Origin of the sequence: uncultured Cohaesibacter sp., assembly GCF_963556055.3 — a bacterium.
GTDB lineage: Bacteria > Pseudomonadota > Alphaproteobacteria > Rhizobiales > Cohaesibacteraceae > Cohaesibacter.
This window is the reverse complement of record NZ_CAUVYE020000014.1, coordinates 15,268-41,825: the sequence shown is the minus strand read 5'-3', so window position 1 is coordinate 41,825 and position 26,558 is coordinate 15,268. Positions and strand designations below refer to the sequence as shown.

The 26,558-nt window shown below is 55.3% G+C and carries 23 protein-coding genes and 1 riboswitch; of the genes, 7 read left to right on the top strand and 16 right to left on the bottom strand.

Features of this window, described 5'->3' with window-relative positions:
* The first annotated feature begins 169 nt into the window (after positions 1-169).
* The 3 genes from dctP to ACHZB8_RS12675 all read left to right on the top strand — a co-directional run bounded on the left by dctP (position 170) and on the right by ACHZB8_RS12675 (position 5,111).
* Positions 170-1,159, top strand: a complete 990-nt coding sequence (gene dctP / locus ACHZB8_RS12685) for a TRAP transporter substrate-binding protein DctP (protein ID WP_316860841.1) — start codon at positions 170-172, stop codon at positions 1,157-1,159.
* Positions 1,160-1,264: 105 nt separating this feature from the next.
* Positions 1,265-3,223, top strand: coding sequence for a TRAP transporter large permease subunit (locus ACHZB8_RS12680; RefSeq protein WP_316860840.1), 1,959 nt, complete (start codon positions 1,265-1,267; stop codon positions 3,221-3,223).
* Between the two features lie 157 nt (positions 3,224-3,380).
* Complete coding sequence (locus ACHZB8_RS12675; RefSeq protein ID WP_316860839.1) at positions 3,381-5,111, top strand: DUF2264 domain-containing protein; 1,731 nt, start codon at positions 3,381-3,383, stop codon at positions 5,109-5,111.
* Between the two features lie 153 nt (positions 5,112-5,264).
* On the opposite strand, the gene ACHZB8_RS12670 is transcribed toward ACHZB8_RS12675, so the two are convergent.
* Genes ACHZB8_RS12670 through ACHZB8_RS12645 form a run of 6 tightly spaced genes read right to left on the bottom strand, consistent with a single transcriptional unit; the run spans position 5,265 to position 12,529 of the window.
* Positions 5,265-6,371, bottom strand: coding sequence for a sn-glycerol-3-phosphate ABC transporter ATP-binding protein UgpC (locus ACHZB8_RS12670; protein WP_316860838.1), 1,107 nt, complete (start codon positions 6,369-6,371; stop codon positions 5,265-5,267).
* A gap of 14 nt (positions 6,372-6,385) precedes the next feature.
* A complete protein-coding gene (locus ACHZB8_RS12665; RefSeq protein ID WP_316860836.1) occupies positions 6,386-7,096 on the bottom strand; it encodes a hypothetical protein in 711 nt (236 codons plus the stop codon).
* Between the two features lie 13 nt (positions 7,097-7,109).
* Positions 7,110-7,946 (bottom strand): carbohydrate ABC transporter permease, encoded by an 837-nt coding sequence (locus ACHZB8_RS12660; protein ID WP_316860835.1) that lies wholly within the window; start codon positions 7,944-7,946, stop codon positions 7,110-7,112.
* Positions 7,947-7,949: 3 nt separating this feature from the next.
* Positions 7,950-8,918, bottom strand: coding sequence for a sugar ABC transporter permease (locus ACHZB8_RS12655; protein ID WP_316860833.1), 969 nt, complete (start codon positions 8,916-8,918; stop codon positions 7,950-7,952).
* Between the two features lie 23 nt (positions 8,919-8,941).
* A complete protein-coding gene (locus tag ACHZB8_RS12650) occupies positions 8,942-10,225 on the bottom strand; it encodes an ABC transporter substrate-binding protein (protein WP_316860831.1) in 1,284 nt (427 codons plus the stop codon).
* 36 nt (positions 10,226-10,261) lie between these two features.
* On the bottom strand, positions 10,262-12,529 hold the full coding sequence (locus tag ACHZB8_RS12645) for an FAD-dependent oxidoreductase (protein WP_316860828.1): 2,268 nt from the start codon (positions 12,527-12,529) through the stop codon (positions 10,262-10,264).
* Positions 12,530-12,967: 438 nt separating this feature from the next.
* Positions 12,968-13,173, top strand: a riboswitch (cobalamin riboswitch).
* Between the two features lie 177 nt (positions 13,174-13,350).
* Between ACHZB8_RS12645 and ACHZB8_RS12640 the strand changes: the two genes are divergently transcribed.
* Genes ACHZB8_RS12640 through tsaA form a run of 4 tightly spaced genes read left to right on the top strand, consistent with a single transcriptional unit; the run spans position 13,351 to position 16,807 of the window.
* Entirely contained in the window at positions 13,351-14,445 is a 1,095-nt protein-coding gene (locus ACHZB8_RS12640) for an ABC transporter substrate-binding protein (RefSeq protein ID WP_316860827.1), read from the top strand.
* Positions 14,442-15,515, top strand: a complete 1,074-nt coding sequence (locus ACHZB8_RS12635; protein ID WP_316860826.1) for an iron ABC transporter permease — start codon at positions 14,442-14,444, stop codon at positions 15,513-15,515. The genes ACHZB8_RS12640 and ACHZB8_RS12635 overlap by 4 nt, the downstream gene beginning before the upstream one ends.
* Entirely contained in the window at positions 15,515-16,309 is a 795-nt protein-coding gene (locus ACHZB8_RS12630) for an ABC transporter ATP-binding protein (protein ID WP_316860824.1), read from the top strand. The genes ACHZB8_RS12635 and ACHZB8_RS12630 overlap by 1 nt, the downstream gene beginning before the upstream one ends.
* A 42-nt stretch (positions 16,310-16,351) precedes the next feature.
* Entirely contained in the window at positions 16,352-16,807 is a 456-nt protein-coding gene (gene tsaA / locus ACHZB8_RS12625) for a tRNA (N6-threonylcarbamoyladenosine(37)-N6)-methyltransferase TrmO (RefSeq protein WP_316860822.1), read from the top strand.
* Between the two features lie 251 nt (positions 16,808-17,058).
* On the opposite strand, the gene ACHZB8_RS12620 is transcribed toward tsaA, so the two are convergent.
* From ACHZB8_RS12620 to ACHZB8_RS12575, 10 genes are all read right to left on the bottom strand, one after another.
* Positions 17,059-17,940: an amidohydrolase family protein gene (locus tag ACHZB8_RS12620; RefSeq protein ID WP_316860821.1), complete on the bottom strand. Its 882-nt coding sequence runs from the start codon at positions 17,938-17,940 to the stop codon at positions 17,059-17,061.
* Position 17,941: 1 nt separating this feature from the next.
* Positions 17,942-19,078 carry a mandelate racemase/muconate lactonizing enzyme family protein gene (locus ACHZB8_RS12615; RefSeq protein WP_316860819.1) on the bottom strand — a complete coding sequence of 379 codons (1,137 nt, stop codon included), beginning with the start codon at positions 19,076-19,078 and terminating at the stop codon, positions 17,942-17,944.
* A 71-nt stretch (positions 19,079-19,149) separates the two neighbouring features.
* Entirely contained in the window at positions 19,150-20,133 is a 984-nt protein-coding gene (locus ACHZB8_RS12610) for a beta-propeller fold lactonase family protein (protein ID WP_316860818.1), read from the bottom strand.
* The gene (locus ACHZB8_RS12605; protein ID WP_316860816.1) at positions 20,130-20,981 is read right to left on the bottom strand and encodes an NAD(P)-dependent oxidoreductase; all 852 of its coding nucleotides are present in this window, start codon (positions 20,979-20,981) and stop codon (positions 20,130-20,132) included. Before ACHZB8_RS12605 ends, ACHZB8_RS12610 begins: the two co-directional genes overlap by 4 nt.
* Positions 20,962-21,798: an alpha/beta hydrolase gene (locus ACHZB8_RS12600; RefSeq protein WP_316860814.1), complete on the bottom strand. Its 837-nt coding sequence runs from the start codon at positions 21,796-21,798 to the stop codon at positions 20,962-20,964. Before ACHZB8_RS12600 ends, ACHZB8_RS12605 begins: the two co-directional genes overlap by 20 nt.
* Positions 21,795-22,859: an Ldh family oxidoreductase gene (locus tag ACHZB8_RS12595; protein WP_316860812.1), complete on the bottom strand. Its 1,065-nt coding sequence runs from the start codon at positions 22,857-22,859 to the stop codon at positions 21,795-21,797. The genes ACHZB8_RS12600 and ACHZB8_RS12595 overlap by 4 nt, the downstream gene beginning before the upstream one ends.
* A gap of 36 nt (positions 22,860-22,895) precedes the next feature.
* A complete protein-coding gene (locus tag ACHZB8_RS12590) occupies positions 22,896-23,669 on the bottom strand; it encodes an ABC transporter ATP-binding protein (RefSeq protein ID WP_316860811.1) in 774 nt (257 codons plus the stop codon).
* Entirely contained in the window at positions 23,666-24,544 is an 879-nt protein-coding gene (locus ACHZB8_RS12585) for an ABC transporter ATP-binding protein (RefSeq protein ID WP_316860809.1), read from the bottom strand. Before ACHZB8_RS12585 ends, ACHZB8_RS12590 begins: the two co-directional genes overlap by 4 nt.
* The gene (locus tag ACHZB8_RS12580; RefSeq protein ID WP_316860807.1) at positions 24,519-25,451 is read right to left on the bottom strand and encodes an ABC transporter permease; all 933 of its coding nucleotides are present in this window, start codon (positions 25,449-25,451) and stop codon (positions 24,519-24,521) included. The genes ACHZB8_RS12585 and ACHZB8_RS12580 overlap by 26 nt, the downstream gene beginning before the upstream one ends.
* Positions 25,448-26,479, bottom strand: a complete 1,032-nt coding sequence (locus tag ACHZB8_RS12575; protein ID WP_394706189.1) for an ABC transporter permease — start codon at positions 26,477-26,479, stop codon at positions 25,448-25,450. Before ACHZB8_RS12575 ends, ACHZB8_RS12580 begins: the two co-directional genes overlap by 4 nt.
* Positions 26,480-26,558 lie beyond the last annotated feature (79 nt).

Sequence of the window (26,558 nt, the reverse complement as noted above, 5' to 3'; positions counted from 1 at the left end):
TCCTGCTTGTTCATTTGCAGCCTCATGGGCAGATGTGGTGGACAAAACTGCTGTATCCTCTAGAGATACCCTCAGGATTTCACTAGGCTCTCGAGCAAGAGGCGCAGTGACCGCAGCCAGAAGACACAGTCCGCCGCCAGGGAGTTGTAGAAAATCAGGGAAGGAAACAATGAAACTTTCGCGAAAAATCCTCGGTCTGGCCTGTGTGCTGGCCGTCATGTCCACGGGGGCCTATGCCAAGACCTTCAAGATGGCTACCAACGTTCAGGAAAAGAGCACAGCCGGTGAAATGATTGCCGACTTCGCCAAGACGGTGGAGGAAAAAACAGATGGTCGCGTGAAGATCAAAATCTTCGCCAATAGCGTGCTTGGCGGCCAAATGGACTATTTCCAGCAAATCCAGAAGGGCGTTGTCGATTTGGGGCTGGTCAACAGTGCGGCCCTTGAGAATGTCATTCCGGCCTATGGCGTGGTCAACCTGCCCTATATCTTCCGCACATCCGAAGAATATGCCAGCGTGATGGCAGATGAAGGTGTGCGCAAGGCACTGTTTGAAGAAGCTGCCAAACACAATTTTGCACCGCTCGGCTATATGTCCAGCGGCTTCCGCTCGCTTTACATGACCAAGCCGATTGCCTCGGTTGATGACATCAAGGGCAAAAAGCTGCGCACCATGAGCAGTGAAACCTACATCGAAATGCTGAAAAATTTCGGTGCCGTACCAACCCCGATTTCCTTTGGTGAGCTTTATTCCGCCATGCAGCAAGGGGTTGTTGACGGAGCTGAAGGCGGCCTCGCCGGTTTGTGGTCGGCCAAGTTCGGTGAAGTGGCCAAATATGCCCTCAAGACCGAACAGACCCGCCTTACCGATTTCGTTCTCACCAGCCTGAAATTCCAGGAATCCGTCTCCCCGGACGATCTCAAGATCGTCAATGAGGTCTTTGCCGGAATTTCTGAAAAGTCTGTTGCATGGGCTGACGAGAGCGAAGCGCGCGACCTGCAGAAGGCCATTGACAGTCTCGGTGTCAAGGTCGTGGATGTTGACAAGGCACCTCTGATGAAATCGGTCGAACCGATGTATAAGGAAGCCATGAAAGACCCGGCGAAGGCAGCGCTTTTGAACGCAATCTTCTCAATCGAAGGCCGCACCTTCGAATAGTCCTTTCATTCGGTCGCCTGCGGTTGATGCCACAGGCGACCGTTCTGTCCAATGCAGGTCAGAGCAGGGTATGGGAACCGTCCCTGCTTACGCAGGGAAATTCACATGCAGACGAACAGCGAGAAGGCTCCGGCTACCGTTCCGAGCCCAGCTTCCGGCCAAATTCAGGCCCCCTTTCCTCTTAATCCGGCCAAGCGTGCCTACCAGGCTCTCGTCAAGGGCGTTGGCTTCTTTTTGGCTATTCTGCTCGGCATTATGGCTATACTCATTTCCTATCAGGTCATTGCGCGCTATTTCTTCAATGCACCAAGCAGCCTGTCCGAGGAAATGCTGCGTTACTCCCTGATCTGGCTCGGAGTTGTCGGCTCTGCCTATTGCTTCATGCTCAACCAACATCTCAATCTGCCTTTGCTGGTGGATGCGCTTGAGGACCGCAATGCAGGCCGGCTGAAGCTCTTCAACGCCCTGCTCAGCCTTCTGTTCGGAGCCCTGTTGGCCTGGGGTGGCTACAATTCCATGTATGCCAATGCTGCCACGACAACACCGATGCTGCATATCTCGATCGGAACCCTACAGAGCGTTCTGTTCATCGCTGGGCTGCTGATTTGTCTGTCACAAGTCGTGGTGCTGGCCGACATTGTCCGCCACCGTGCAGACCGATATGTCGACGTCATCGTCATCGCCTTGGTTCTGGCGGCAATCATCTATGGTGTGGAACTGTTCCGCGGCAGCGATCTCTATATCGGTTGGGTCGATGACCATCTGGAGCTGTTCTCCACGCTGGTTCTGTTCGGAACCCTGTTCCTGCTGCTTATCCTCGGCGCGCCGGTTGCCATCGGTCTTGCCTTCTCGGGCATTCTGACGCTCAGCCTTCAGATCGACATGGGCTCGCTTTTCTCGACCACGGGCGAGAAACTGTTCAGCGGGCTTGACAGTTTCGGCTTTCTGGCCCTGCCCTTCTTCGTGCTGGCAGGCAACATCATGAACGAGGCCGGGATCGCCCGCCGCCTCATCGATTTTGCCATGCTGATCGGGCGACGCATTCCGGGCAGTCTGTGGCAGACCAACACGCTGGCCAACATGCTGTTCGGCTCGCTTTCGGGGTCCGGCATCGCGGCGGCCACGGCCATTGGCGGCATTGTCTCGCCCATTGCGCGCGAAGAAAAATATGACATGTCGATCACCACAGCGGTCAATGCGGCATCTGCCCCCTGCGGCATGCTGATCCCGCCATCCGGTGCGCTGATCGTCTATTCACTGATCACCGGCGGCAGCGCCTCCATCGTGGCCCTGTTCCTGGCTGGTTATGTGCCGGGCATCATCATGGGCCTCAGCGTGATGGTGGTCGCCTATGTCTATGCCCGCCGTCGCAAGTATGCGGTCGATAAAAGCCCGTTCCGCATGAGCGAGATGATGGCAACCTTCCTGCGGGCCGCTCCCAGCCTGATGCTGGTGGTGGTGGTGATCGGTGGTATCATCTTCGGTATCTTCACGGCAACCGAAGGCTCCGGCATCGCTGTTCTCTACTCGATCATTCTGGCGCTCGTCTATCGCAAACTGACGCCCAAAAGCCTCTATCGTGTGCTGCTCAATACGGCATCGGCCACCGGTATCATCCTGTTCCTCATCGCCTGTTCCAATCTGATGAGCTGGAGCATGACCTTCGCCTCCATTCCCGATACCATCGGGGAGATGCTGACCGGCCTCAGCGACAACAAATATGTCATCCTGCTGCTGATCAATATCTCGCTGCTGATTGTCGGGGTGTTCATGGACATGGCACCGGCGCAGCTGATCTTTACGCCGATCTTCTATCCGGTGGTCACAGCGCTCGGGGTCGATCCGGTCCATTTCGGGGTGATCATGGTCTATAACCTGTCGATGGGTGTCGTCACGCCGCCGGTGGGCACGGTGCTGTTCGTCTCCTGTAGCATATCGGGCGAAAAGATAACCAAGGTCATCAAGCCCCTTTTGCCGATCTTCCTTGTCCAGATCGCGGGTCTGCTTCTGATTACCTTCGTTCCTGCGCTTTCGCTGGCGCTGCCAAGGCTGTTTGGTGTCTAGGCGCAGCTGAATAGATATCCTTCGTCTGCCCCGGAAATTCTGTTGGGACAGATGTTAAAATGCCCGTTCCTCTCCTTCAGGGAACGGGCATCCAAACTTGGTTCCGATGAACCTGATTGCCTCCTTTTCGAATTCCATTCCCTGCGAGCGTAAAACCATGTCCCTTCTGCTTACCGGCTTTTCCGACAATCCAATGCAGTCCCGTGCAGACTTTCAAAAGGCGGCCCGCTCACTCGTCGAGCCGCTGGTGCCTTTCCTTGAGCGTGACGGCGCCGCGCTGGATCTGGAAGAAGGCGCGGCGAATTTCGACATGCGCGCCAGCTATCTCGAAGGCGTGGCCCGACCCTTCTGGGGGCTGGTGCCACTTGCCCTTGGTGGTGGTTCCTTTAAGCATTGGGATCTCTTCCGGCGCGCTCTTGTGGAAGGAACGAGCCCGGACCATCCAAACCGATGGGGACCGGTGGGCGAAGTGGACCAACGGGCCGTGGAAATGGCAGCTATCGGGTTTCTGTTGGCTTTGTTGCCCGAACAAGGCTGGGCACCGCTGGGTGAACAGGAAAAGGACAATCTGGCCCATTGGCTCGCCGGATTGCAACAGCGAGAGGTATCGGCCAACAATTGGAAATTCTTCACGGTGCTGGTGCAGGAAGGGCTGAGAAAGGTCGGGCGTGCCGATCTCGTTGACGATAAACTGGAAAAATCCCATCTGCAACAGCTTGCCGACTGGTATCGCGGCGATGGCTGGTATGGGGATGGTGGCTCGGGCGCCGTGGATCATTATGGCGGTTTTGCCATGCATTTTTATGGCATGCTCTATGCCATGCTGAAGCGCGGACAGGACGATCCCTTCGCCTGCCTGTTCGAAGAGCGTGCCGCTGCCTTTGCCGAACCCTTCAGTCACTGGTTCGCCGACAATGGCGAGAGCATGATACAGGGGCGGTCCCTCACCTATCGCTTTGCAACCTCCGCCTATTGGGGCATGTTGGCCGCCTCCGGCCTGCGCCCGATGGAGGCCGGGGTCATCAAGGGGCTGTGGGCGCGCCAGATCCGGCAATGGTGCAACCGACCGATTTTCCGTCCCGATGGCGTGTTGTCGCGCGGCTATGCCTATCCGAACCTGCATGTCTGCGAATTCTACAATTCACCAACCTCGCCCTATTGGGCCATGAAGGCTTTCATGCCACTGGCGCTGGATGAAGACAGCGATTTCTGGCAGGCCGAAGAGAAGCCCCTGCCCGAACGCAAGAAGATCTGTGCCATGCCCCATGCCGACAGCCTGCTTCAGCGCACCGACGGGCACGCCATCACCCATTTTGCTGCGCCGATCCACACATGGCTGCAAATGGACAAATACAACAAGTTCGCCTACTCCACACTCTGCGGGTTCGACGTGATGAGCCTGCAATATGCCCATGTCGGGATTTTCGGAGACAATATCCTTGCCCTCAGTTTCGATGAGGGAGCCAACTGGCAGATGCGGCAGCGCAATCTTGATGTGAAGGTGCGCGAGGCGGAGTTGGAGGTGCGTTGGACCTCTGGCTCTCAAGAGGTGACAACCCTCATTCAGGCCGGTGACGATGGATGCTTCACCCGCACCCACTGCTTTGAACTGGCCCAGTCTGCGGAAGTTGTCGAGACAGGTTTCGCCGTTGACCAGTGGTATGAAGAGGCGGTTCGGCTCCAGTTTGATGAGCAGGCGGTGATGATGAAAGGCACCAATGCGCTGTCTATCATACGCGCCAATGATGCTCTTGCCCGAACGCCGCTTGACAGCTTGCGTATCAATTCCAACATGGCCTCTCCGCGCACCCGTATACCGGGCTTCAGGCTGTCCCTCGAGCCGGGCAGCCATCGGATAAGCCATGCATTTCAGCTCAAAGCAATGTGAAAAGTCAGCGCAAAAATCGGACTGCGCATTGCTGCTTCAACGATGTGGAACCGAGGTTTGGAGGTTTGGGGCCTGAAGGCTCGCTGCAAGAGGGACATGGAATGATCCTGTCTGTTGCGGAGAAGCCTCCAGGCTCGGACATCCTTTTTTATGTCAATATGATGGCAAACGTTTTTCCCTGATCGTGATCGCCCGTTGATCTTCCGTGAAAAGATGGGCTCGAGCTTTGTTGAAGCTGAACTCTTCCATGTCGCCTTTATGAATTCTGGCATCTCCATCCAGCTCGGCAATCAGGTTTTGCCCATTGAGCGTGCCGTAGACATAGGTCGTGCCACCCAGTTCCTCGACCACTTCTGCGGGGAAAGAAAGCGAAATATCGCCCGAACGTCCCGTCGTCAGATGCTCGGGCCGGATGCCCAATTCCAGCTTTTGTCCCGGCTTCAGCCCATCGGTTTCAACTGCCAGCGTCATTTCCTCGCTGCCCGGGAGCGTCAGTGTAATGGCCTGATCGTCCAGCGCCTTGATGGTAACGGGCAGGAAATTCATTTTGGGCGACCCGATGAAGCCAGCAACGAACTTGTTGGCCGGCGTGTGATAAAGCGACATCGGCGTGCCGATCTGTTCCACAGAACCATCCCGCAACACGACAATCTTGTCGGCCATGGTCATGGCTTCGACCTGATCGTGGGTCACGTAAATCATGGTGTTGCCGAGCTTTTCGTGCAGACGGGAAATCTCAATGCGCATCTGGACGCGCAATTCGGCATCCAGATTGGAAAGAGGCTCGTCAAACAGGAAAACCTTGGGCTGGCGAACAATCGTGCGCCCGATTGCCACGCGCTGGCGCTGACCGCCCGAAAGCTGACGCGGTTTGCGATCCAGCAACTCATTCAGCTTGAGAATGTCCGCCGCAGCATTGACGCGTTCTTCGATGAAATCCTTGCTCTTGCCTGCCACTTCAAGTCCGAAGCTCATATTTTCATAGACGGTCATATGCGGATACAGGGCATAGGACTGGAACACCATGGCAATGCCCCTGGCACTGGACTTGGCATCGGTCACGCAGTCGCCATCAATGAAGATGTCGCCTTCAGTGACCTCTTCAAGCCCGGCAATGAGCCGCAACAAGGTCGACTTGCCGCATCCTGACGGGCCGACAAAGACGATGAATTCTCCATTCTTGATGTCCAGATCGACACCATGAATTGTCTCGACGGTACCAAAGCGCTTAACCACCGTCTCCAGCTTTACGTCAGCCACGGAGTTCCTCCCATTTATTGATCATGATTTTCAATTTTCGCCACCAGCTTCTTGAGCTCGGCCACGCGCTCGTCCAGCTCGTCGGCTTCCACCTCGAAGTCGGTGAAGGCGATGGCTGCCTTGGCGCCGCCAACAAAGAAGGTGCTGGCAATATTGTTGACCTTTCCGTTTGGCCCAACACAAGTGGCGTAGCCCTTGGCGCGGACGTCTGAGACGGCAGCAAACATCGCGGCCTTTTGCTCTGCCTGCCAATGATCGATGGTCTGGGCCAGCTCTGCATCGTCCATCTCGGCCAGCAGAGCCATGCCGATCGACGATTGTGACGACGGATAGAGATGATAACCACCAAGACCATCTGCCGGATCCTGATGGGCAAGGGCGTGATACATGTAGACAACGGAATCCTGCCAGAGGATACCGATTGCCAGTGTCCTGTCATCGAAGGGCGTGTTGATCGCCACCTTGGTCGCTGCGCGGAACAGGGAGGAGGAATGAAAGCTCTGAGCCGCCAGCACATGGACCACAGGACCGGGCATATATTTCTTCTGGGCATTCTGCTCGGCCATGCCAATGCTTTTCAATGTGCGTAGCAGACGGTTGACCTTGATGATATTGAGGTCGAGTTTCTCCGACAATTCCTTGTTGCCAAGCGGCCGTCCGGCGATGGTCAGTTCCTGAAAGCAGCGGATTCCGTCGATGAGACTTTGATTGGGTTGAGACGACATGATATCCCCTTGGTTATTTCACTGCGCCCGATGTGACACCACCGATAAACTGTTTTTGCAGGATGGCAAAGACCAGCACGACCGGCGCTGCGGCAAGGAAGGAAGCTGCCATTGCTCCACCCCAGTCGGCGTTATTCTCATTGATATATCGGAGCAACAGGCCCGGTCCAATGGTTCTGTTTTCTTCAGAGGTCACCAGCGTCATGGAATAGAGCAGATCATTCCAGGACCACATGAAAGCGTAAAGCGTTACCGTGATGAAGGCAGGCAGGGAAATCGGCATCACGATGCGGCGGAAAATCCTGAAATTGCTGGCACCATCCACTCTGGCGGCTTCTATCAGTTCATTTGGCACCTGCTTGAAGTAGCTATACATCATATAGGTCGAGACCGGCAGGGCAAAGACGATATAGGAAACCGTAAGGCCAAGGCGGGTATCAAGCAATCCCACAGCTTGCAACATCGGATAGATGGAAATCAGAAGCACGCCAAAAGGAAACATCTGCGCGGACAGGATGAGCAGCATCAGCGGCTTTTTGACCGGATAATCGAACTTGGCGAAGGAATAGCCTGCGAGGGCTGCCAGAATGGCGTTGAGCAGCGCCGAAGAGCTGGACGTGATCAGCGAATTGCCCAACTGGAGCAGGATGTTTCCTTCCATGATGGCCGTTACAAAATGGCCAAGATAGGGATGGGCTGGAAACAAGGTCGGTTGCAGACTGTAAAGCTCGCCATTGTCCTTGAAGGCGCTGATCAGCGCCCAATAGACGGGGAAGAACAGGAAGAAGGCAATCAGGACAAGCAGGGCGGAAAAGCCGAGTTTTTCTTTCCATGTACGCAGTTCAAACATGGCTCAGTCCTCCTTGAACAGGCTGCGTAGATAGTAGACAACGATGGGCATCAGGGTGAACACCCAGAGCACGCCGATGGCGCTGGCCATGCCCAGATCCCAGTTCTCGAAGGCCTGCCGAAACACTTCAATCGACAGCACCGAAGTGGCGCGGACCGGGCCGCCGCCAGTCAGGGCATAGATGATGTCAAACTGTTGCAGGTTGCCGATCATGCCAAGCGCACCGGTGACCAGAAAAACCGGCTTCAGATGTGGCAAGATCAATCGACGGACAATTGTAAAATTGGAGGCCCCCACAATGCGGGCCGCTTCGATCTGCTGAAAGTCCATGCCTTGCAATCCTGCCAGGAAGAAAGACATGAACAGCGGGATGGAAATCCATGAACGGGTGAGGATGACCGCCATCATCGCCCCCACATCATTGGAGAGAAACTGCACCGGATCGCTTATGATTCCCATGCTCAAGAGCATGACATTGACGATGCCGTATTTGCCATTGAGCATCCACGCCCAGATGAAGGCAGAGACGGTTGACGGCAGGATCCACGGCAGCAAGGTCATGGTGCGCAAGACACCGCGCCCGCGAAAATCCTGATACATCAGCAGCGCCCAGCAGAGCCCGAGAATCATGGTCAGCAGCGTTGTACCGACCACGAAGATTGCTGTTGTCACCCATGACCCGAGCACGTAAGGATCGGTGAGAATGGTGACGAAATTGTCGAAGCCGATGAAGGTCGGCTCCACGTCATAGATCGTATACTGGTAGAAGGCCATGGACATGGCGTCGATGAAGGGATAGGCGACCATCACTCCGAAGGCGATCATGGCAGGCACCAGAATGACATAGGCGAAAAGCCTGTCCGTCCGCTTCAGGCTGCCCCTTTTTCTGCCAGAAGACTGACCGGGGTTGCTGCCGGATGGCAGGCCCCTTGTGCTGTCAGTCTTTGCCTTGTTGTCTGAAACCATGTCCATGGATCCTCCCTGTCTCACCAAGCCTATTTCATGATCCGCTTGATACGCTGTTCCATGTCAGCAGCAGCTGCTTTGGCGTCCTTTTTGCCCAGAATGACCGACTGCACCTCTTCGCTCACTATGGCCACATAGTTGGAGCTGTTTTTGAGTGGAGACAATTCGTTGCGTTTTGGCAAGCCCAGAGAGTTGTTCCAGTCGACGATGAACTGGTTGCTGGTCACGGCTTCAGCGGATCGAGCGGTTTTGGTGACAGGAATGGCACCGAGCTTGGCAAAATATTCAAGCTGAACCGCGTCATTCATGGTGAGGCCCGAGACGAATTTGGCGGCAAGACTGTCCTTGGAAAAGGCTCCGTCGACCTTGGCCTTGTCGGTTTTCAGCATGATCAGCAGGTGACCCCATTCCATTGAATGCGGTGTCATGCCTTCCTTGAGAACCGGAGTCTCGATCGGATAGACATTGACGTCATAGGCTTCGCCCTGACCAGAGAAATCGCGGGCAAAGCCCTTGGCAACCGGAGCATCAAAATAGAAAGCTGTCTTGCCCTGACCGAATTGGCGTCTTGCTGCGCCGCGGTCTGTGTCGAGCGATGCGAGCTTGTCGTCAATGAGGCCTTTCATGAAATTCAACGTTGCCACGGTGGCGTCGGAATTGATGGTCAGAGTGTCATTTTCATCAAAAATGGAACCGCCATGCGCCCAGAGCCAGAGCTGGAAGTCGCTGGAGATCAGGTTGTTATCCTTGGTCATCATGGCATAAGGCGTGCTCTCTGGATCCGCAGCCTTGACCTTTTTGAGGTCGGCGACAAATTCATCCAGCGTTTTGGGTGATGCCTCGACACCTGCGGCAGACAAAACGGCCTTGTTGGAGACAAGGCTTATGGAGCCAATGTTCCATGGCATCCCGAACTGTTTGCCCTTGAACTGCCCCGCAGCCAGAACGGCAGCCGGGAACATGCTTTCCAGATAGTCCTTGCCGTATAGTTCGTTGAAATCTACCAGACTTGGCAATTGCGCAAAGGTCGGCAGCCATTTGGCCGAGCTTTGGAAGACATCAAGGTCCTGTTTGGTCCGCACGCGCAGGAAAACATTCTTCTGCATGTCACCCCATGAACTGGACAGCACATCGACCTTGACGCCAGTCTGGTCGATCAGCCCTTGTACGATGGCGGCATTGCTTGGTTCTGCCGTGACCCAGTTCAGGAAGGTCACCTCATCAGCGGCTGACGCCACAGCAGAGAATGCTCCAGTAGCCAGAACTGACAGAACAGCCGTTGCAGCAAGCTTGGTGAAGTTTGTCTTTTTCATCTCCCAATACTCCTCCCGAGAGTTTGTTGGATTGGATTACTCTACCCGCAAACCGAGCAGGGCAACCGGTTGGCCTTGATTGTTACGTAAATGCGCCTCTAGCCGCTGAACCGGACGGTCATCTGGCAGACTGACGCGCAGAACCGCGTGTCGATTGTCGGCGAAACGTGCGATGACCTCTCCATCGGCAAGAATTTCGCCTTCATGCACCAGATGCGGCATGACGCGGTCGTGATGGTGATATTGAACGCTCTCAAGCGGGTGATCGTAATCACAATCGGCATAGAGAAACAGCGTTCGGGCCTTCACGGGGGTTGGCCATTCCAGCGCAAGGGTTGCGTCCTTGTCTTCCCGTGAGGCAATCCAGGCATTGGGGCCTGAGGTCGGGCGCAAGGGGCCGTTGAGCAGGTTCTCCTTGGCAAAGACATGAAGCGGCTGATGCTTGTCCGAGGCAAAGGCGATAAGTTTGCCTTTGGGGCGTCGTTCAGGCACCCAGAAATCAAAACTGTCAACGCCCATGCCATCCGGAGCTTCCTGCCGGGCTTGAGTGCTGACCTGTTTCAGTCCCCCCTTCTTGACGAGGACGAGCCCTGTCAGCAGGGCATTGCTCTGGCCGACAGAGACATGCTCATTCTTGAGAAAACAGACAAACAGATATTGCGCCTTGCCTTTGGTGGTGAGCGGAATATCAATATGGTTTTCACCTTTCGAGAGCGCAAAGCGATGGCTGCTCACAAGCGCTTCGGGTGTATGGTTGCTTGCCTTCTGCGACAGGCGCAACTCGACGCTCAGTTCCGTATCAACATCAGCCAGAACAGGCACCCTGATAACATGATCCAGAGGACCGGGTAGCAATTGCGCATAGTCGGCAACCAGAGGCTTCCAGCCTGCATCATGCGGCAAACTCACAAGGGCCAATTCGCTTGAGGTTACAAGGCTCGCACTCCGCGCAAGATTGTCATCCTTAAGGGCATCATAGTTCGGCACGAAATGACCGTTGGCCGACAGGCGGGATTTCAGACGTCCGATATGCTGCGAATCCGCAAGTGCTCGTGGCGTGATCTGTTGTTTGATGCAAAGGCTGGCTGCGGTGCCTATGGCCTGACCAACAGCCGAGGAGGTGGCCATTACGCGCGTTGAGCCAAAGGCCACATGCGAAGCCGAGAGCAATCGCCCGTTGGTGAAGAGATTGTCGATGTTGCGGCTATACATGCTGCGGAAAGGAATGCCGTAGGCGCCCTTGGCATGATATTGATTGCAGCCACCTCGTTGACTGAAGACACCATCTGCCGGGTGCAGGTCGATGGACCAGCCACCGTGGCTGACATTGTCCTCATGCTCGATTTGCTCGATGATGTCGCGCTGCCGCATGATATAGTCCCCTTCGGCGCGACGGCTTTCGCGCTTGCCGGGAATGGTGCCAACCCATTCCAGCGTCAGATTGGCACTTTCGGGGAAGTTGCCGGAATTCTTGATATAGTCCCAGACGCCATAGACGACCTTTTGCAGTTCTGCCTTGATCTCTTCGGACTGGTGAATGGTATCCAGCCGTCCACCCCATTCGATCCACCAGAGCGAGCAGCCCTGCTCGGAAGCGACAAAGTTTCTGTAGCGGGGGATCAGCTTCTCGACATCGCGCAAGGCAAAGTCCGGTGCAACATAATCGACCGGATGGCCGACATCCTTGGAGTAGAAATAGAGTGAATGGCCCAGCAAAGCCCCATAGTCATCCCCCGGAGCCATGGGTTCATCAAACTCGGATGCCTCTTCAGCCCCCATGCGATAGGCCGCGCCTGTGAGATGTACGAGAATGCCATCGCCGCTTGAATCGGCAAAATAGCTGCCGCGCAGATGGTACATCGTGCCATTTTGTGAATTGAAGGCATGGACTTCTTTTACGCGGTTGCCGTCCATCTCGGCGTGAAACACGACGGTATTGACCAAGACGGTGATATTGCTCTCACGGGCCACCCAATCCTGAATGATGGTATCAACGATAACCGGATTGCCACCTGAATTGCGGAACTGGTTTTCCATGAGGATTTCATTGATGATGCCACCTTCACGGGCCCACCGGTTGTTGTTACCGCCATGGGACGTTGCTCCCAGAATCCAGAGCCGGACTTCGCTCGAGGCATTACCACCCAAAACCGGACGATCCTGTACCAGAAGCACCTTCACGCCCTCTCTGGCTGCCGCTATGGCAGCGCATGTTCCTGACAGGCCTCCCCCGACGACAACAAGACCAGCCTCAAGCGTCACTGTCTTGAGGCCTCGTGGACCTGTGGCATCCTCCAAAATCATGCTTTCCTCCAATTTCTATAATTGAAATATCTATAATAGAAATCATTTAGTCAAGCCTTTTTTCGCCCGTGACAGGTCCAGCACCCTGTCTTGTGGGCTAAAGCCGGTGTTTCGAGCCCATTATGAGCTTGGAGACATTGGGGATTTTCAGCCCGTCCTGACATCCGGACGCCTCCATGAGAAGGAATCGCAGAGCCGAAATCGTTGTCCCGATCTGGCTGGCGCGGCAAAGCGCCGTGCTCATTCGCACAATAGGAACAGAGAAGCGATTCTGTGAAAAGACGCTCTCTTGCGCGGTCCCTCACAGGATAGTGCGATACGGAAGCCATTGGACACGATCGCCAAAGTTGCGCCGCTTCCGGGTTGATGTGACACGATCACTCAGGCCAGAAAATGCTCAGCTGCGCTGATCTGTCAATTGACAGGCCACGGTAATTACACGAGAAGTTGGGTGTCGGTTTCCAAAAGGAATGAAAAGGGAATCCGGTGAGTGGCAAGGTTCGTGCCTTGTTGTGAATCCGGAGCTGCCCCCGCAACTGTAAGCAGAGAATGCCTTTCTGTTTTGCCACTGGCTTTATGCCGGGAAGGTGGAAAAGCATATTGACCTGCAAGCCAGGAGACCTGCCGGCATGTCACTCATTCAGATCTGGGCGGGGTGCTCCGGAGGAAGGTCTTTTTATGTATTCCCTTTTTCAGACCGCAATCTTTTTGGGTCTGCCTGCTGCCATGGGAGGCGACGGTGGCGTCCGGTGTCCCTTCCTTGCAGGCAACCTCGGGATCTGTGTGAATTCTTCTCCCCATTCCTTGAAAATGGACAAGTCATGAAAATTCGATTTCTATTTGCCACAGCTTTGGCACTTGCTTCTTTCAGTCTTCCTGCCTCGGCTCGTGTTGTGAACGATGCCCTGGGCGTAGCGCATGATATCCCAGACACGGTTGATCACGTCATCTGTTCCGGAGCGGGGTGCTTGCGGCTCCTCTCCTATCTTGGCGTCGAAGATCGTGTTGTCGGGGTAGACGGAATGGAAAAACGCAAGTCCCCCTTTGACTCTCGCCCCTATGCGCTGGCCAACCCCGGATACAAGAACCTGCCCCTGTTCGGGCAGCATCTGGGACGGGACAATCCGGAACTGATCATGGCTCTTGATCCTGCCCCGCAAGTCATTTTCAAGGCCGTTGGGTCTTCAGGACTGAAGCCGGAAACGCTCGAACAGAAAACGCAGATTCCCGTAATCGCCATACAATATGGAGATCTTGACAGTCGACGTGACCAGTTCTATCAGGCGCTGGAAATCATGGGAGAAGCGCTGGACCGCAAAGAGAGAGCAGCCGAACTGATCGCCTTTTTCAAGGAAACAAGGATCGATCTTGAAACACGCGCCTCGGCATCCAAGCAACAGGCACCAAGCATCTTTGTCGGAGGCATCTCCTATCGGGGATCTCGCGGGCTTGCATCCACGGATCCGGCCTATGCGCCATTTTCTGCATTGGGGCTTCAAAATTTTGCGGCATCAAAGACAGAAGCAAGCGGGGGCCATGCCACCACCATCGCAAAGGAAAAACTGCTTGAATGGGACCCGGATATCATTTTGCTGGATCTGGCAACCCTACAACTTGGTCCTGATGCAGGTGGACAAGCTGAATTGAAGAATGATCCCGCCTATCAAATTCTCTCTGCCAGAGAAAAGGGGCAGGTCTGGGGCGTGCTGCCTTATGCGCTCTATACCAAGAATTATGGCTCCATTCTTGCGGATGCCTATTTCATCGGTAAACTGGTCTATCCAGACAGTTTCGAGGATATTGATCCTGCATCAAAAGCCGATGAAATATACAGCTTCCTGTTCGGCAAACCAGTCTTCAACGAAATGAATTCCATTTTCAACGAACTGGTTTTCCGTCGAGTGCCAGTGCAATGATGCTGAAGACTTGTGATACCGACTTGGGTGGCTATGCGCTTTATATCCGTCGCAAGACAGTGGTTATTGCACTTTTGTTGTTGGCTCTTGTGCCTGCATTGATTGCCGCCCTCTCGCTGGGGGCGGCCTCAATCCCGGTCAAGGACGTGGTGTTGTCCCTGACCGGAGCAGACGCCCCGCGCCGGAGCGACATCATTGTCTGGAGCATTCGTTTGCCACAGGCTGTGGCTGCCATGCTTGCGGGTGCCGGGCTTGCTGTCTCGGGGACTGCCATGCAGTCGGTCCTGCGCAACCCTCTTGGCTCTCCCTTCACACTCGGCATCTCTCATGCTGCGGCCTTTGGTGCTGCTTTGAGCGTCATGGCTGTGGGAGCCATGGAGATCCCCTCGGCGGAGGGAGGCACGGTCGCCGTCTATAATCCGGTGGCCGTCACGCTTTCCGCCTTCGGCTTCAGTCTTCTTGCCGCTGCCATGATTGTTCTGATCGCCCGTGTACGCGGAGCCTCTCCAGAAATCATGGTGCTGACAGGGGTTGCCCTCGGCTCTCTTTTCACGGCAGGCACGATGTTTTTGCAATTCTTCGCAGATGATGTGCAATTGGCCGCCATGGTCTTCTGGACCTTTGGCGACACGGCCCGGGCAACCTGGCGCGATATCGGCCTGATTGCGGCTGTCACCGTGCCGATTTCGATTTATTTTGCTGCCCAATGCTGGAACTACAATGCGATCGACGCCGGAGATGAAACCGCTCAGGGGCTCGGGGTAAGAGTAGAGCGCCTGCGCCTCATCAGCATGTTTGCGGCCTCCCTGCTAACCGCCGTGTCAATCTCTTTTCTCGGGATCATCGGTTTTGTCGGGCTCGTGGTGCCTCACATGGTGCGCAGGGTCATTGGTGCCGACCATCGCTTTCTTCTGCCTGCCAGCCTGATTGGCGGTGCGCTTTTGTTGCTGGTTGCCGATACGGCGGCACGTCTGGTGCTGGCACCCAATGTTCTGCCGGTTTCTGTTTTGACGTCCTTTCTTGGCGTTCCTGTATTCCTATGGCTCATTCTGCGCGGAGGACGACACTGATGCTGGACGTTCAGGACATCCATTTTGCCTATCGCAACAGAGCCATTCTGAACGATATCGCTTTTGACCTCAAACCCGGACGCATTCTGGTCATTCTCGGCCCCAACGGCGTGGGCAAGACAACCTTGCTCAAATGCCTTAACGCAATTCAGAAACCGAAAGGCGGAAGCGTTCTGCTCGATTGCGAAAATCTGCTTTCCCTGACACCGCCACAACTCGCCGCAAAGGTTGGCTATGTGGCACAGAAATCGCAAACGGCCCGCTTGACCGTGTTCGATGCGGTGCTTATGGGGCGCAAGCCGCATATGGGATGGCGTGTGCAGGACCGCGATCTGGCAATGGTTGGGGAAACCATTGCACGTCTGGGCCTTGAGGCGCTGAGTCTGCGTTATCTTGACGAGCTTTCTGGAGGGGAGTTGCAAAAGGTCTCTATCGCCAGAGCCTTTGTGCAACAACCACGTCTGTTGCTGCTTGATGAACCGACCAGCGCTCTTGATATGCGCAATCAGTTCGAACTCTTGTCTCTCTTGTGTTCTGTCGTGAAGGAGCGCCAGACAGCCACCGTGGTAACCATGCATGACCTCAACACCGCTCTTCGCTTCGCCGATGAGTTTCTGTTGCTGAAAGACAGGCGGGTTCTGGCGCGCGGCGACGTCCGTGAGATTTCTGCCGAGTTGATCGAAGCAACCTATGACATCCCGGTCAGCATTCACTTCATTGATGGAGCCCCCGTCGTCGTTCCCAAACCATCAGACATCGCGTCTCCCGTCAGGCAATCCATTGTGGCAGAGTGAGGCCATGATGCGATCCATTGATTTCGAGAAAGGAAGAAAACCATGTCAAATCACCTTCCTCCATTCACCCTGCAACCGATTGGCAAGATCTGGACTGGCTTCAAAAGCCGGGAAGAGTGCCCTCGCAATAGTCGGTTCAACAAGAACCAAAGCATCATAGAAGTCGACCCCGCCTATGCTGATGCCTTTCTTGGTCTGGAAGTGGGGCGCCACATAGCCGTCCTCTACTGGTTCGACAAGGCGGACAGAACAAAACTGCAAACAACCCCGCCCAATGCCGACAAACTATATGGTGTGTTTACAACCCGGTCTCCGCACCGACCCAATCCGATTGCCCTGAGCGCCGTTGAAATCCTTGCCATTGATGGCACGAAACTCACGGTCAGTGGACTTGACTGCATCGATGGCACGCCGCTGCTTGATATCAAGATCTATGTGCCGATGATCGACGCGCCGCAAGACGCTTTGACATCTCTGCCATGGTCGAACAAGCCCTGAAGAAACAAGCTGTAATACTGTCTTGCTGTCTTGTTCATAGGCGGAACAGACCCTTGAGCATCGGCCTGTGCTTACGGCGCAATGAGCAATGCACATTTTCCTTTGGCCTGTTCCGGAGGAAGCAGCCAAGAGGCTTTTGAACGGCGCATCTCTTCTTGAGGGTCTAAGATGGGATCGATGCGTTCGTCGCCAGGCCTCTTGACTGAACTTGCGGCAAGAGTGGCAAGCTGTCTGACTTGCCACCCGCTCTGTTATCTTGCCTGATCCCATGGTTCGAAGGCGAACAGACGTTCGGGATTGTCCACGAGAGCCAGTTGCAAGCTCTGCTCATCGGGCAGCCAGCCCAGAACCGTGTCGAGCAAGAGAGCATCGTCGGGATAGTCCTCTTCTTTCTGAGCCATATTGTGCGGCCAGTTGGTTCCCCAGATCAGACGCTCCGGGGCGTGGCTTGCAATCACCCGGGCAATTGCGGCGATATCTGCATAATCCGGGCCTCCCTTGAGCGAGCTTTCGTAGCAACCAGCAAATTTGTAATAGCAATTGCCTTTGTCGATCAGCTTCCTGACAAGTGTGACTTCGGGATCTTCGGGCAGGAGACCCCTGAAAAACTTGCCGTGATGATCGAGGATCCAGTTGGATCGCAAGGCGGCAAGACGGTCATAGTGGGTGGAGAGATCGCTGCCGTTAAACTGAACGGCCATGGCCCAGCCCATGTCGAGACAGATGGCATCAACCTCTTCCAGAGCGTCAAGGCCTATTGCTCCACCCGGCAGGTCCATGATTCTGGCCGCGGTCACGCCGGCATCGGCAAGGGTCTTGAGTTCGGCGGCAGGGGTCTGCCCGGAGATAACTGCCACGCCACGCGACACGTTTGGTCCCATTTCCTTTAGGCAGGCAACAAGGTTGGCGTTGTCTTTCTGATGAGCGTTACCTTGAGTGATAACAACCCTGTCTATCCCGATCCACTGCATGAGGCTGCGATAGGCGTCATCATCGGGCAGAGGATCGAGTGGCAGACCGGGGCCGCCGGGCATGGCAGGAAACCCCGGCAGATACATATGCATCTGGGTGTCGATTGCGCCTGCCGGCAGCGTCATTTTCGGTTTTTCACCGGTCAGTTTGCGATTGATCATTCTATTGCTCCTTCATCTTGAAAGCGGCAAGAGCGTTTCGGTCAATCTCTATGCCCAGCCCCGGACCATCGGGGATTGTCATGATACCATGAGTATGCTCAAGCGGCTTGCTGACCACGGCTTGCCGGAACGGGTTTTCGGTGCGGTCAAATTCCATGATCGGTTCCTGCGGCCGGTTGCGCACAGGGTCGGGGATTTGTGCCGCCATGAACTGAAGCGCGGTGGCGATCTGAACCGCTGTGCCCCAGACATGAGGCACCACTCGTATGCCATAGAGAGAAGCCATGGTGGCGATGCGGGTGGCCTCACTGAAGCCGCCACAACCGCAAAGATCGGGCTGAATGATGTCAATGGCTCGTGTGGCACAGGGTTCATGCATGCCCCAGCGGGTATGCCATGTCTCGCCAGCGGCCAGAGGAATGGGCTGCCCGGCCTTCACGGTACGATAGGCGTCCAGTTGTTCGGGCACCACAGGCTCCTCGAACCAGTCGATATCATACTCTGCGGCAGCGCGACCAACCATGATCGCTTCGGAAGCGTTGTAGCCGTGATTGCCATCGATCATCAGCCGGACGTCCGGTCCAATGGCCTCACGCACCGCGCGGATGACGTCAAGATCCTCGCGCGGATCAAAGCCGATCTTGATTTTGACAGCATGGAATCCGGCGGCGGCGTGTCCTGCCATTTCCTCGGCATTGTCGGCCACGCGGTCCACTCCATCGCGTTTGAAGCTGCCGGTGGCATAGGCGCGCACGGTTTCACGATAACGGCCACCGAGCAGCACCGAGATGGAAGCGTTGAAATGCTTGCCCTTGATGTCCCAAAGGGCGATGTCGATGCCCGAAAGGGCAGTGATCGTGATGCCGCGCTGGCCCTGATCGCGAAGGGCATTATAGAGCGTGGCCCAAATCTTCTCGGTTTCAAGCGGGTCGCAGCCGATCAGAAAGGGCTTGTAGGCTTCTACCATGGCCCTGTTTGGCAGGGCAGGCCCGAGTGTTTCCCCCCAACCGACAAGGCCGTTGTCGCAGATGACTTCAACAAGCAGGTGGATACGCCTGTCAAAACGCATGGTGGCGCTTTCGAAAGCGACGTCAAGGCGATGCTCCAGAAGGTGGGTTTTGACATCAATAATGCGCATCCGGACTTTCCTCTCTCCTATGCAGCTATGCTTTGGCTGATTATCCGATGACCTGCCTGATGCGGCGGGATTTACAGCTCCAGTACCCAGCTTGGCCGGTCTCCCGTTGAGAAATCGACCTTTTGTGACAGGCTACCGTCTGATTCCACCGCATAGACGCGACCGGTCTGATCCCTGAAGCCGAGGGCGATCAGAAAGCTGTTATCTTCAGACAGGCACGCAACGCGCGCATGTTCGGGGGAGACAGTCCGGCTGATCAGGCTCGGTGCCTGGGATTGATTGCCTGCCCGAAGAGAAAAGATGGACTGGGTTGTCCGTTCGGTAACAAAGAGAAACTGTCCATCTTCCGAAATGGCTATGTCTCCAGCCAGCGGCTCCGTGTCATCCCGGGTCAGTTTCACATTGTGAGACAGTCTGGAGACGTCGCTTGTCGAGATGACTGCGACAGAGCCACCTTCCTGAGTAACGACAAACAGCCTGTCGCCTTCCGGGGCAATGGCAATGTGCCTTGGGCCACTTTCCTTTGGGAAGGCAAGACTGCCGGTTTCCGTCAGTGTGCCCTTTTCCCGATCAAAGGAGAAGGCTCTTAACAGGTCATCGCGGCAGGCCGTTCCGAAAGCGCGATCCTGATGGACAATGAGACAATGCGCCATGGAGCCAAGATGGGTGCGGGAAATCAGCTCTTCTGCGACGCCGGTCCTGGAAATTCGAATAGAAAGTGCCTTGTCGTCTCCCGCCGCCAACAGGAAACGACCGTCCTGGCTGGTGGAGAGATAACAGCAACTCTCCTTGATGGGCAAATTCCCGATCAGGTCAAAGCTGCGCTTGGCGGGATCCATTCTGTAGGTCAGGATTGCCGGGTTGCTGCCGCGCCAGGCGAGGTAGAGATGGTCGCCAAAGCATGTCGCCGACATGGCGGCAGAATTGCCCTCCACGCCGAGGATCGGCTGTTGGCCCACTTCTGAGACCGTCCAGTTGGCGTCATCCGTCATGTCCAGTTCATAGAGACGCAAATCAGCCGATACCGAGTTCACACAGACAAACAGTCTTTTCATAATTCCCTCGCGGCCATTCGATTTAGCAGATATGGAAGGTCTCCCTCGAATTCGCGCCCGCTCGATCCCCCTCCCTGAAGCATGTCAATTGGATTGGCCGGATCAACAACCAGATTGGCTATGCAATCAACATGCTCTTCTGAATTGTCCGTTGGCTCGTAGCCAAGTGAGAAAGCCAGCGAATTGTCATACCAGGATCGGCTATTGCCAGAGATGCCGAATACAATGGCATGTCGATATTTGGCTTCAAGTCCGGTACGAACAAGGGCGCACATGTCTCTTGGTGATATCCAGGTATATAGCTCTCGCAGCGAACGTGGCTTGAGCTGAAAGGAACCGATCCTGATCACGAAAGTGGAAATATTGTGTTTGTCTGAATAATGGCTCGCCAACCCTTCTCCGAACACTTTGGTGACACCGTAACGGGAGTCCGGTCGGGTCGACTCGTTGCCATGCAGAATCGATGTCGTGGGATACATGCCATTCACATGGTTGGAACTGCCATAGATGATCCGCTTGACGTCATTAACGCGGGCAGCTTCCCAAAGGTTCGCCGAGCAGATGATATTGGGACCCAAAAGGCTCGGCCATGGCCCTTCTTTCGGCTGTCCTGCCAGATGAATGATCGTGTCGACATCCTTGCACAGCTCCAGCACAAAATCATAGTCTGTCAGATCCCCTGACATATGTTCGATGGTATCCGCACCCGGTTCGCCCAGTTGTTTGATATCATTCAAACGCCAGATTTCATTTTCCTTCGGGAGCTGTTTTGCGAGAACACTGCCGATAGCGCCAGCCGCGCCGGTCAATAAGATACGCCGCATCGCATCAGGCCTTTCTTTCATCATGTCTTTTCAAAAACCGGTCGAGAGCGTCCAGCGCTTCTTTTCGACCCGGACAATTGCCGTGGGTCGCTCCTTCAACTTCCACCAATTCAACCTTCTTGTGGAAGGAAGCCAATTCACGAAATGCCGCTAGCTGAGGATCATTGGTGCCAACGATGCCCAAGATGGGCATAGACAGCCGGGTCATCTGTTCGCGTGTGATCGCCTGATCGGGCATCGCGCGCTTGACACCGGCCAGTGCCACGGCATCCATTCCTTTAAGCTTCTTGACTGACAAGGCCTCAAGCTCTTCGGCGCTTGGTTTGGGTTTGTCCTTTGGCATCTGCCTGAGGATATGTTTGGTGATATGGCCGGTTTCCAGCTCATCCGCATCTTCATAGCTGAATCTGGTCAGTTCTTCAGACCAGTTCCAGCGACCGGCAGAGCCGCCCAGACAGAGTGTTTGCGCCCAGTGTTGGCGGTCCTGCAAAGCTGAGGTCATGATATGAGCACCCAGGGAATAGGCGACAATATGAGCCGTGCTGATGCCGAGATAGTCGAGCAGTTCGAAAGCATCCAGCCCCATGCGGTCTCCGGCATAGAATTCATAGCCATGGGGACGGTCACTTTTTCCATGACCACGCAAATCGAACGCAATGGTTCGCCAGTTTTTCTCACGCATGCCTGCGATAAGCCCGGGCTTGCCCCACTGACCACCAATGCTGGCGGTAAAGCCATGGACGAACAGGACCGGGATGCCAAAACCACCACTGTCCCGGAAGTGAATTTTTACTCCGTCAGAAGCGGTCATATATTGCTCTTGCGCCCACATATCGTTCATTTCACCCCCGACACGGAAACGCCAAGTTTGTCAGCCCATGGCAGAAGTTCAGACAGAATGGTGTCAGACAGAGGGATGCCGTTGCCAAGGCGCTCCTTACGCATGGCGAGACCTCTTTGTCCGGGCACGCGAGGAGCCCCCTTTTTTGCATCCGCAGGAGGGCAGGATTGAATGGCCCTGCTCAGGAAACCCATTTCAGAACTGAAGCTCGGAAATCCGGCAAAGGCGGACGGATCGATGACTTGCAGGAAGATATTGTTCTGCCAGCCTTTCGGGTCGACATGGCGTCCATTGCCGGACAAGCCATGGGAAAGCGCTTCCACCATCACACCAAGGCCGGTGCCCTTGTGGCCGGAAGAGAAGTTGCCAAGCGGCATGATAGCTCCTGGCGTTTCTGCAAAGCGGATGGCGGGATCTCGGCAGGGATTGCCTTCTGTGTCGATCAGCCAATCATGCTCAAATTGCCTATTCTCGGTATAGAACCGTTTCACCATGCCGTTCGTTGTTTCAGAGGTGGCCATGTCGAGCATGATTGCCCCTCCTTCGGCAGGCAAGCCGATTGCCATCGGATTGGTCGAGAGCACCGGGGCGCAGCCGCCAAAAGGAGCGACACACCGCTCTGATGGATCTGACACGGTCAGCAGGCCGATCATTCCCCGCTCGATGACCGGCCCCAGATAGGCCACAAGACATGCTGAGTGGTGGCTGTGGCGAATGGCCAGAGAATAGGTGCCATAGTCTGCGGCCTTGTCCATGGCCTGTCGGAAGCCTTCCGTTATCAGCCATGGCCCGGGAAGGAGCTTGCCATCCCACAAAGCGGCCACTGGTTTTTCACTGATGACGTCCGGCGTTCCATCCAGTGTCATGCCGCCAGATGTGGCCGAGGCCAGATAGGCTGGCAAAAGCGCGAGGCCATGGGTGTCGTGTCCCATCAGATCGGCCTCAACGAGAACCGCAGCAACAGACGGACTGAGGGAGGCCGACAAGCCGGCAGCTTGTAATAGTTCCCTGGCAAAGGACCGAAGACTATCGGCTTGATATAGCTTGGCTTGGTCGCTCATATTTCTTCTCCTTAAGCTCCGGTCTCGATTGTTGTCTCAGGCTGTTTCCAACTGGTTGGCCATGGCCCGGTCATAGCTGCGACTGGCCTCATAGAGGGTTTTGGTGTAATCCACTTTCATCTTGCCAGTGAGCAAGGCCTCCTTGCTCAGAACCTCTTCGATGCAGCCCTGACGCATGACTGCCAGCCGATCGCAAAGATGGGTGATCACCGCAAGATCATGGCTGACCATGACATAGCTGAGATGACGTTCCTTGCGGATCTGGACAAGCAGGTTGAGGATTTCGGCCTGTACCGAAACATCCAGTGCCGAGGTGGGTTCGTCCAGAAGCATCAATTGAGGCTCAAGGATCAAAGCGCGTGCAATGGCGACACGCTGGCGTTGCCCACCCGAAAGCTGATGGGGATAGCGGAAACGAGAGGAACGAGGCAGGCCGACCTGATCGAGGACCTCGTTAATGCGTTTGTCTTCATCTCCAATCTTGTGGATCTGCAACGGAGCAATCAAGGCCGAATTGATGGATCGCTTTGGATGCAGAGACCCGTAAGGGTCCTGAAAAACCATTTGCACCTTACGGTAATGCTCCTTGCCGAGATTTTTATCGACCGGATGGCCATCGACCGTGATGGTGCCTGTCCAGTGATCGTAAAGCCCGGCGATGCAGCGCAGCACGGTTGATTTGCCTGAACCGGATTCACCCACGAGGCCGAAAACCTCACCGTCCAGCACATTGAATGTGACGTCAGAGAGGACCTGTTGGGCACTCGACCCTTCTCCGAAACTGAGATCAAGATGGCTTAATTCAATCATTTTCTGACCTCCATCTGTTGCATCCATGCCGGATCACGATCCAGAACCGGCAGGAATTCACGCTGATGCTCCAGAGATGGCAAGGAATTCAACAGTCCCTGACTGTAGGGGTGTTGCACCTTATCCAGATCCTTGGCGGCGATCGTTTCAACAATCTGGCCGCCATACATAATGATCACCCGGTCGCAGAAAGAGCGCACAAGATTGAGATCGTGGCTGATGAACATCAAGCCGATGCCCCGATCCTGAACCAGATCGTCCAGAATGGCCAAGATCTGAAGCCGCACGGTCACATCAAGTGCCGAGGTCGGTTCGTCCGCGATGATGATGTCCGGCTCAGCGATCAGCATCATGGCAATCATGATGCGCTGTCCCATTCCGCCCGAAACCTGATGCGGATACAGATCATAGACCCTTTCAGGATTGCGGATCTGCACGGCCTTGATCATCTCGATGGTGCGGGCCTTGGCTTCCTTGCGGCTGGCCCTGGTGTGTACACGATAGGCCTCTGCAATCTGTTCTCCGACGGTGATGACGGGGTTGAGCGAATATTTCGGATCTTGCAGAATCATCGAGATATGCGCACCCCGAATTTTCTGCATCTGCTTTTCACTCGCCGTTCTGAGGTCAAAATCACCAAAGCGCATGACATCAGCTGTCACATCGGCATTGTCCGAAAGAAGCTGGAGCAAGGCGCGACCAACCGTCGACTTGCCAGATCCGCTCTCCCCCACGATTGCCAGCTTCTCCCGCCCGAGGTGGAAGGAAACACCTCGGACAGCGTTCATTGTGAGGTGGCGCATCTTGTAGCGGACCCACAAATTCTCGACCTCGATAAGAGGGGAGTGATCAGTTACTTCTGGGATCAAGGACATCACGCAATCCATCGCCAAAGAGGTTAAAGGCAAGGCTGACGACCATAATGGCCAGCCCGGGATAAGTTACGACCCACCAGCTATCGAGCATATATTGTCTTCCGGTGGAGGTCATGGCGCCCCATTCGGGCGCCGGTGGCTGGGCACCCAGACCGAGGAAGCCAAGCCCCGCCGCTGTGAGGATGATGCTGGCCATATTCAGCGTGACACGAATGACTACGCTTGGCAGACACATCGGAATGATGTCGCGAAAGATGATCCGGGAATCGGACGCACCCTGTAGCTGGGAGGCTGCAACATAGTCTGTCTTGCGAATGGTCAGGGCTTCAACGCGGGCAAGGCGGGCAATCTGAGGCCAGCCAGTGAGGGCGATTGCAAGCACGGCCTGCTCAAGCCCCGGACCAAGCACGGCCACGAAGGCCAGTGTCAGGATGAGGCTGGGGAACGAGAGGAACAGGTCTGTGATGCGCATGACGATAACGTCGACAATGCCGCCGTAATAGCCGGAGAACGCTCCGATTGCCAAGCCGATCGGGCCGACCGTCACCGTAACCAGCGTCACGATATAGAGCGTGATCCTTGAGCCAAAGACGATACGGCTGAAAATATCCCGACCATATTCGTCGGTACCGAACCAATGGGCCGACGAAGGCGCCTGTAGGGCTATGGAAAGATTTTGTTCATTGGGATCAAAGGGCGCAATGGTCGGTGCGAAAATGGCAACAATGATGAGGCCAATGACAATCAATGCACCGATCAATGCCAGCTTGTTGGAGGTAAATTCCAGAAAGCCGAGCGCCACACGCTGCAACAGTGCCTCTCTGGGTGAGCGGGCTGTTCTGAGCAGGAAGGATTTCTTCTTTTTTTGTTCCTGCAAGTCTTCTGCGGTTGTTATTTGCGAGGTCATCGTGCGGTCCTCGGGTCGAAGACCTTGTAGAAAAGGTCTGTGATGATGTTGAGCGTAATGAAAATCAGGCCGACAAGAAGGACGCAAACCATCATGGCGTTCAGGTCGCCCATGAGAAGGTTATGCGTGAGATACTGACCAAAGCCGGGCCATGAGAAGATTGTCTCGATGAGCAGAGCACCTTCGAGCATGGCCGCATAGGTCAGCGCCACGATCGTAAGCAGTTGCACCCGGATATTGCGGAAGGCATGCCCCCAGATGACGCGCCAGTTGGAAAGCCCCTTGACGCGCGCTGCGATAATATATTCCTGGCCAAGCTGTTCGAGCATGAAGGATCTTGTCATCCGGCACAGAGACGCCATGGAGGCATACCCGAGCACGGCGGCAGGCAGAATGATATGGCGAACCGCGCTTTCGAAGACTTCCCAGTCGCCTTCCATGACGGAATCGATCAGCAGCAGGCCCGTGCGGGTTGGGACCATGCCTTCATAGAAGATATCGACACGCCCTGAACCGCCGACCCAGTGCAGGTGGGAATAGAAAAGCAGAAGGCTCATCATGCCCAGCCAAAAAATCGGAACCGAGTGGCCAAGCAGGGTTAGTACGCGAATGATGTGATCAGAAAGCCGGTTGCGGCGGACAGCAGCCAACACGCCCAGGGGAATGCCAAGGCCAGCCCCGATGATGACAGCCAGTGTGCCCAGTTCTATCGTTGCAGGGAAAACACGAATGACATCCGCACGAACGGAATTGCCGGTCAGAAAGGCAGTGCCAAAGTCGCCTGTCAGAATACGTCCGAGATAGAGCTTGAACTGCACCCAGATCGGTTGATCCAGACCAAGTCGGAGATAGGTTGCGTGATAGGTTTCATAATCGGCATCGGGCCCTACCAGATGGGCAACCGGATCAACCGGCATGACTTGCCCAAGGAAGAAGGTAAGGGTTGCAAGCAGCAGAAGTGTTATGATCGTCGTAACGACAAATCTGATAACACCTCCGACCCGTCCCGGCATTGAGGGGATTTTCATTTCTGAACTCCTGAGCGATCGCACAGTCCCTGCGGACCCTGCGGTCAATGGGAACCGGGTCGGTCAGAAGACCGCCCCG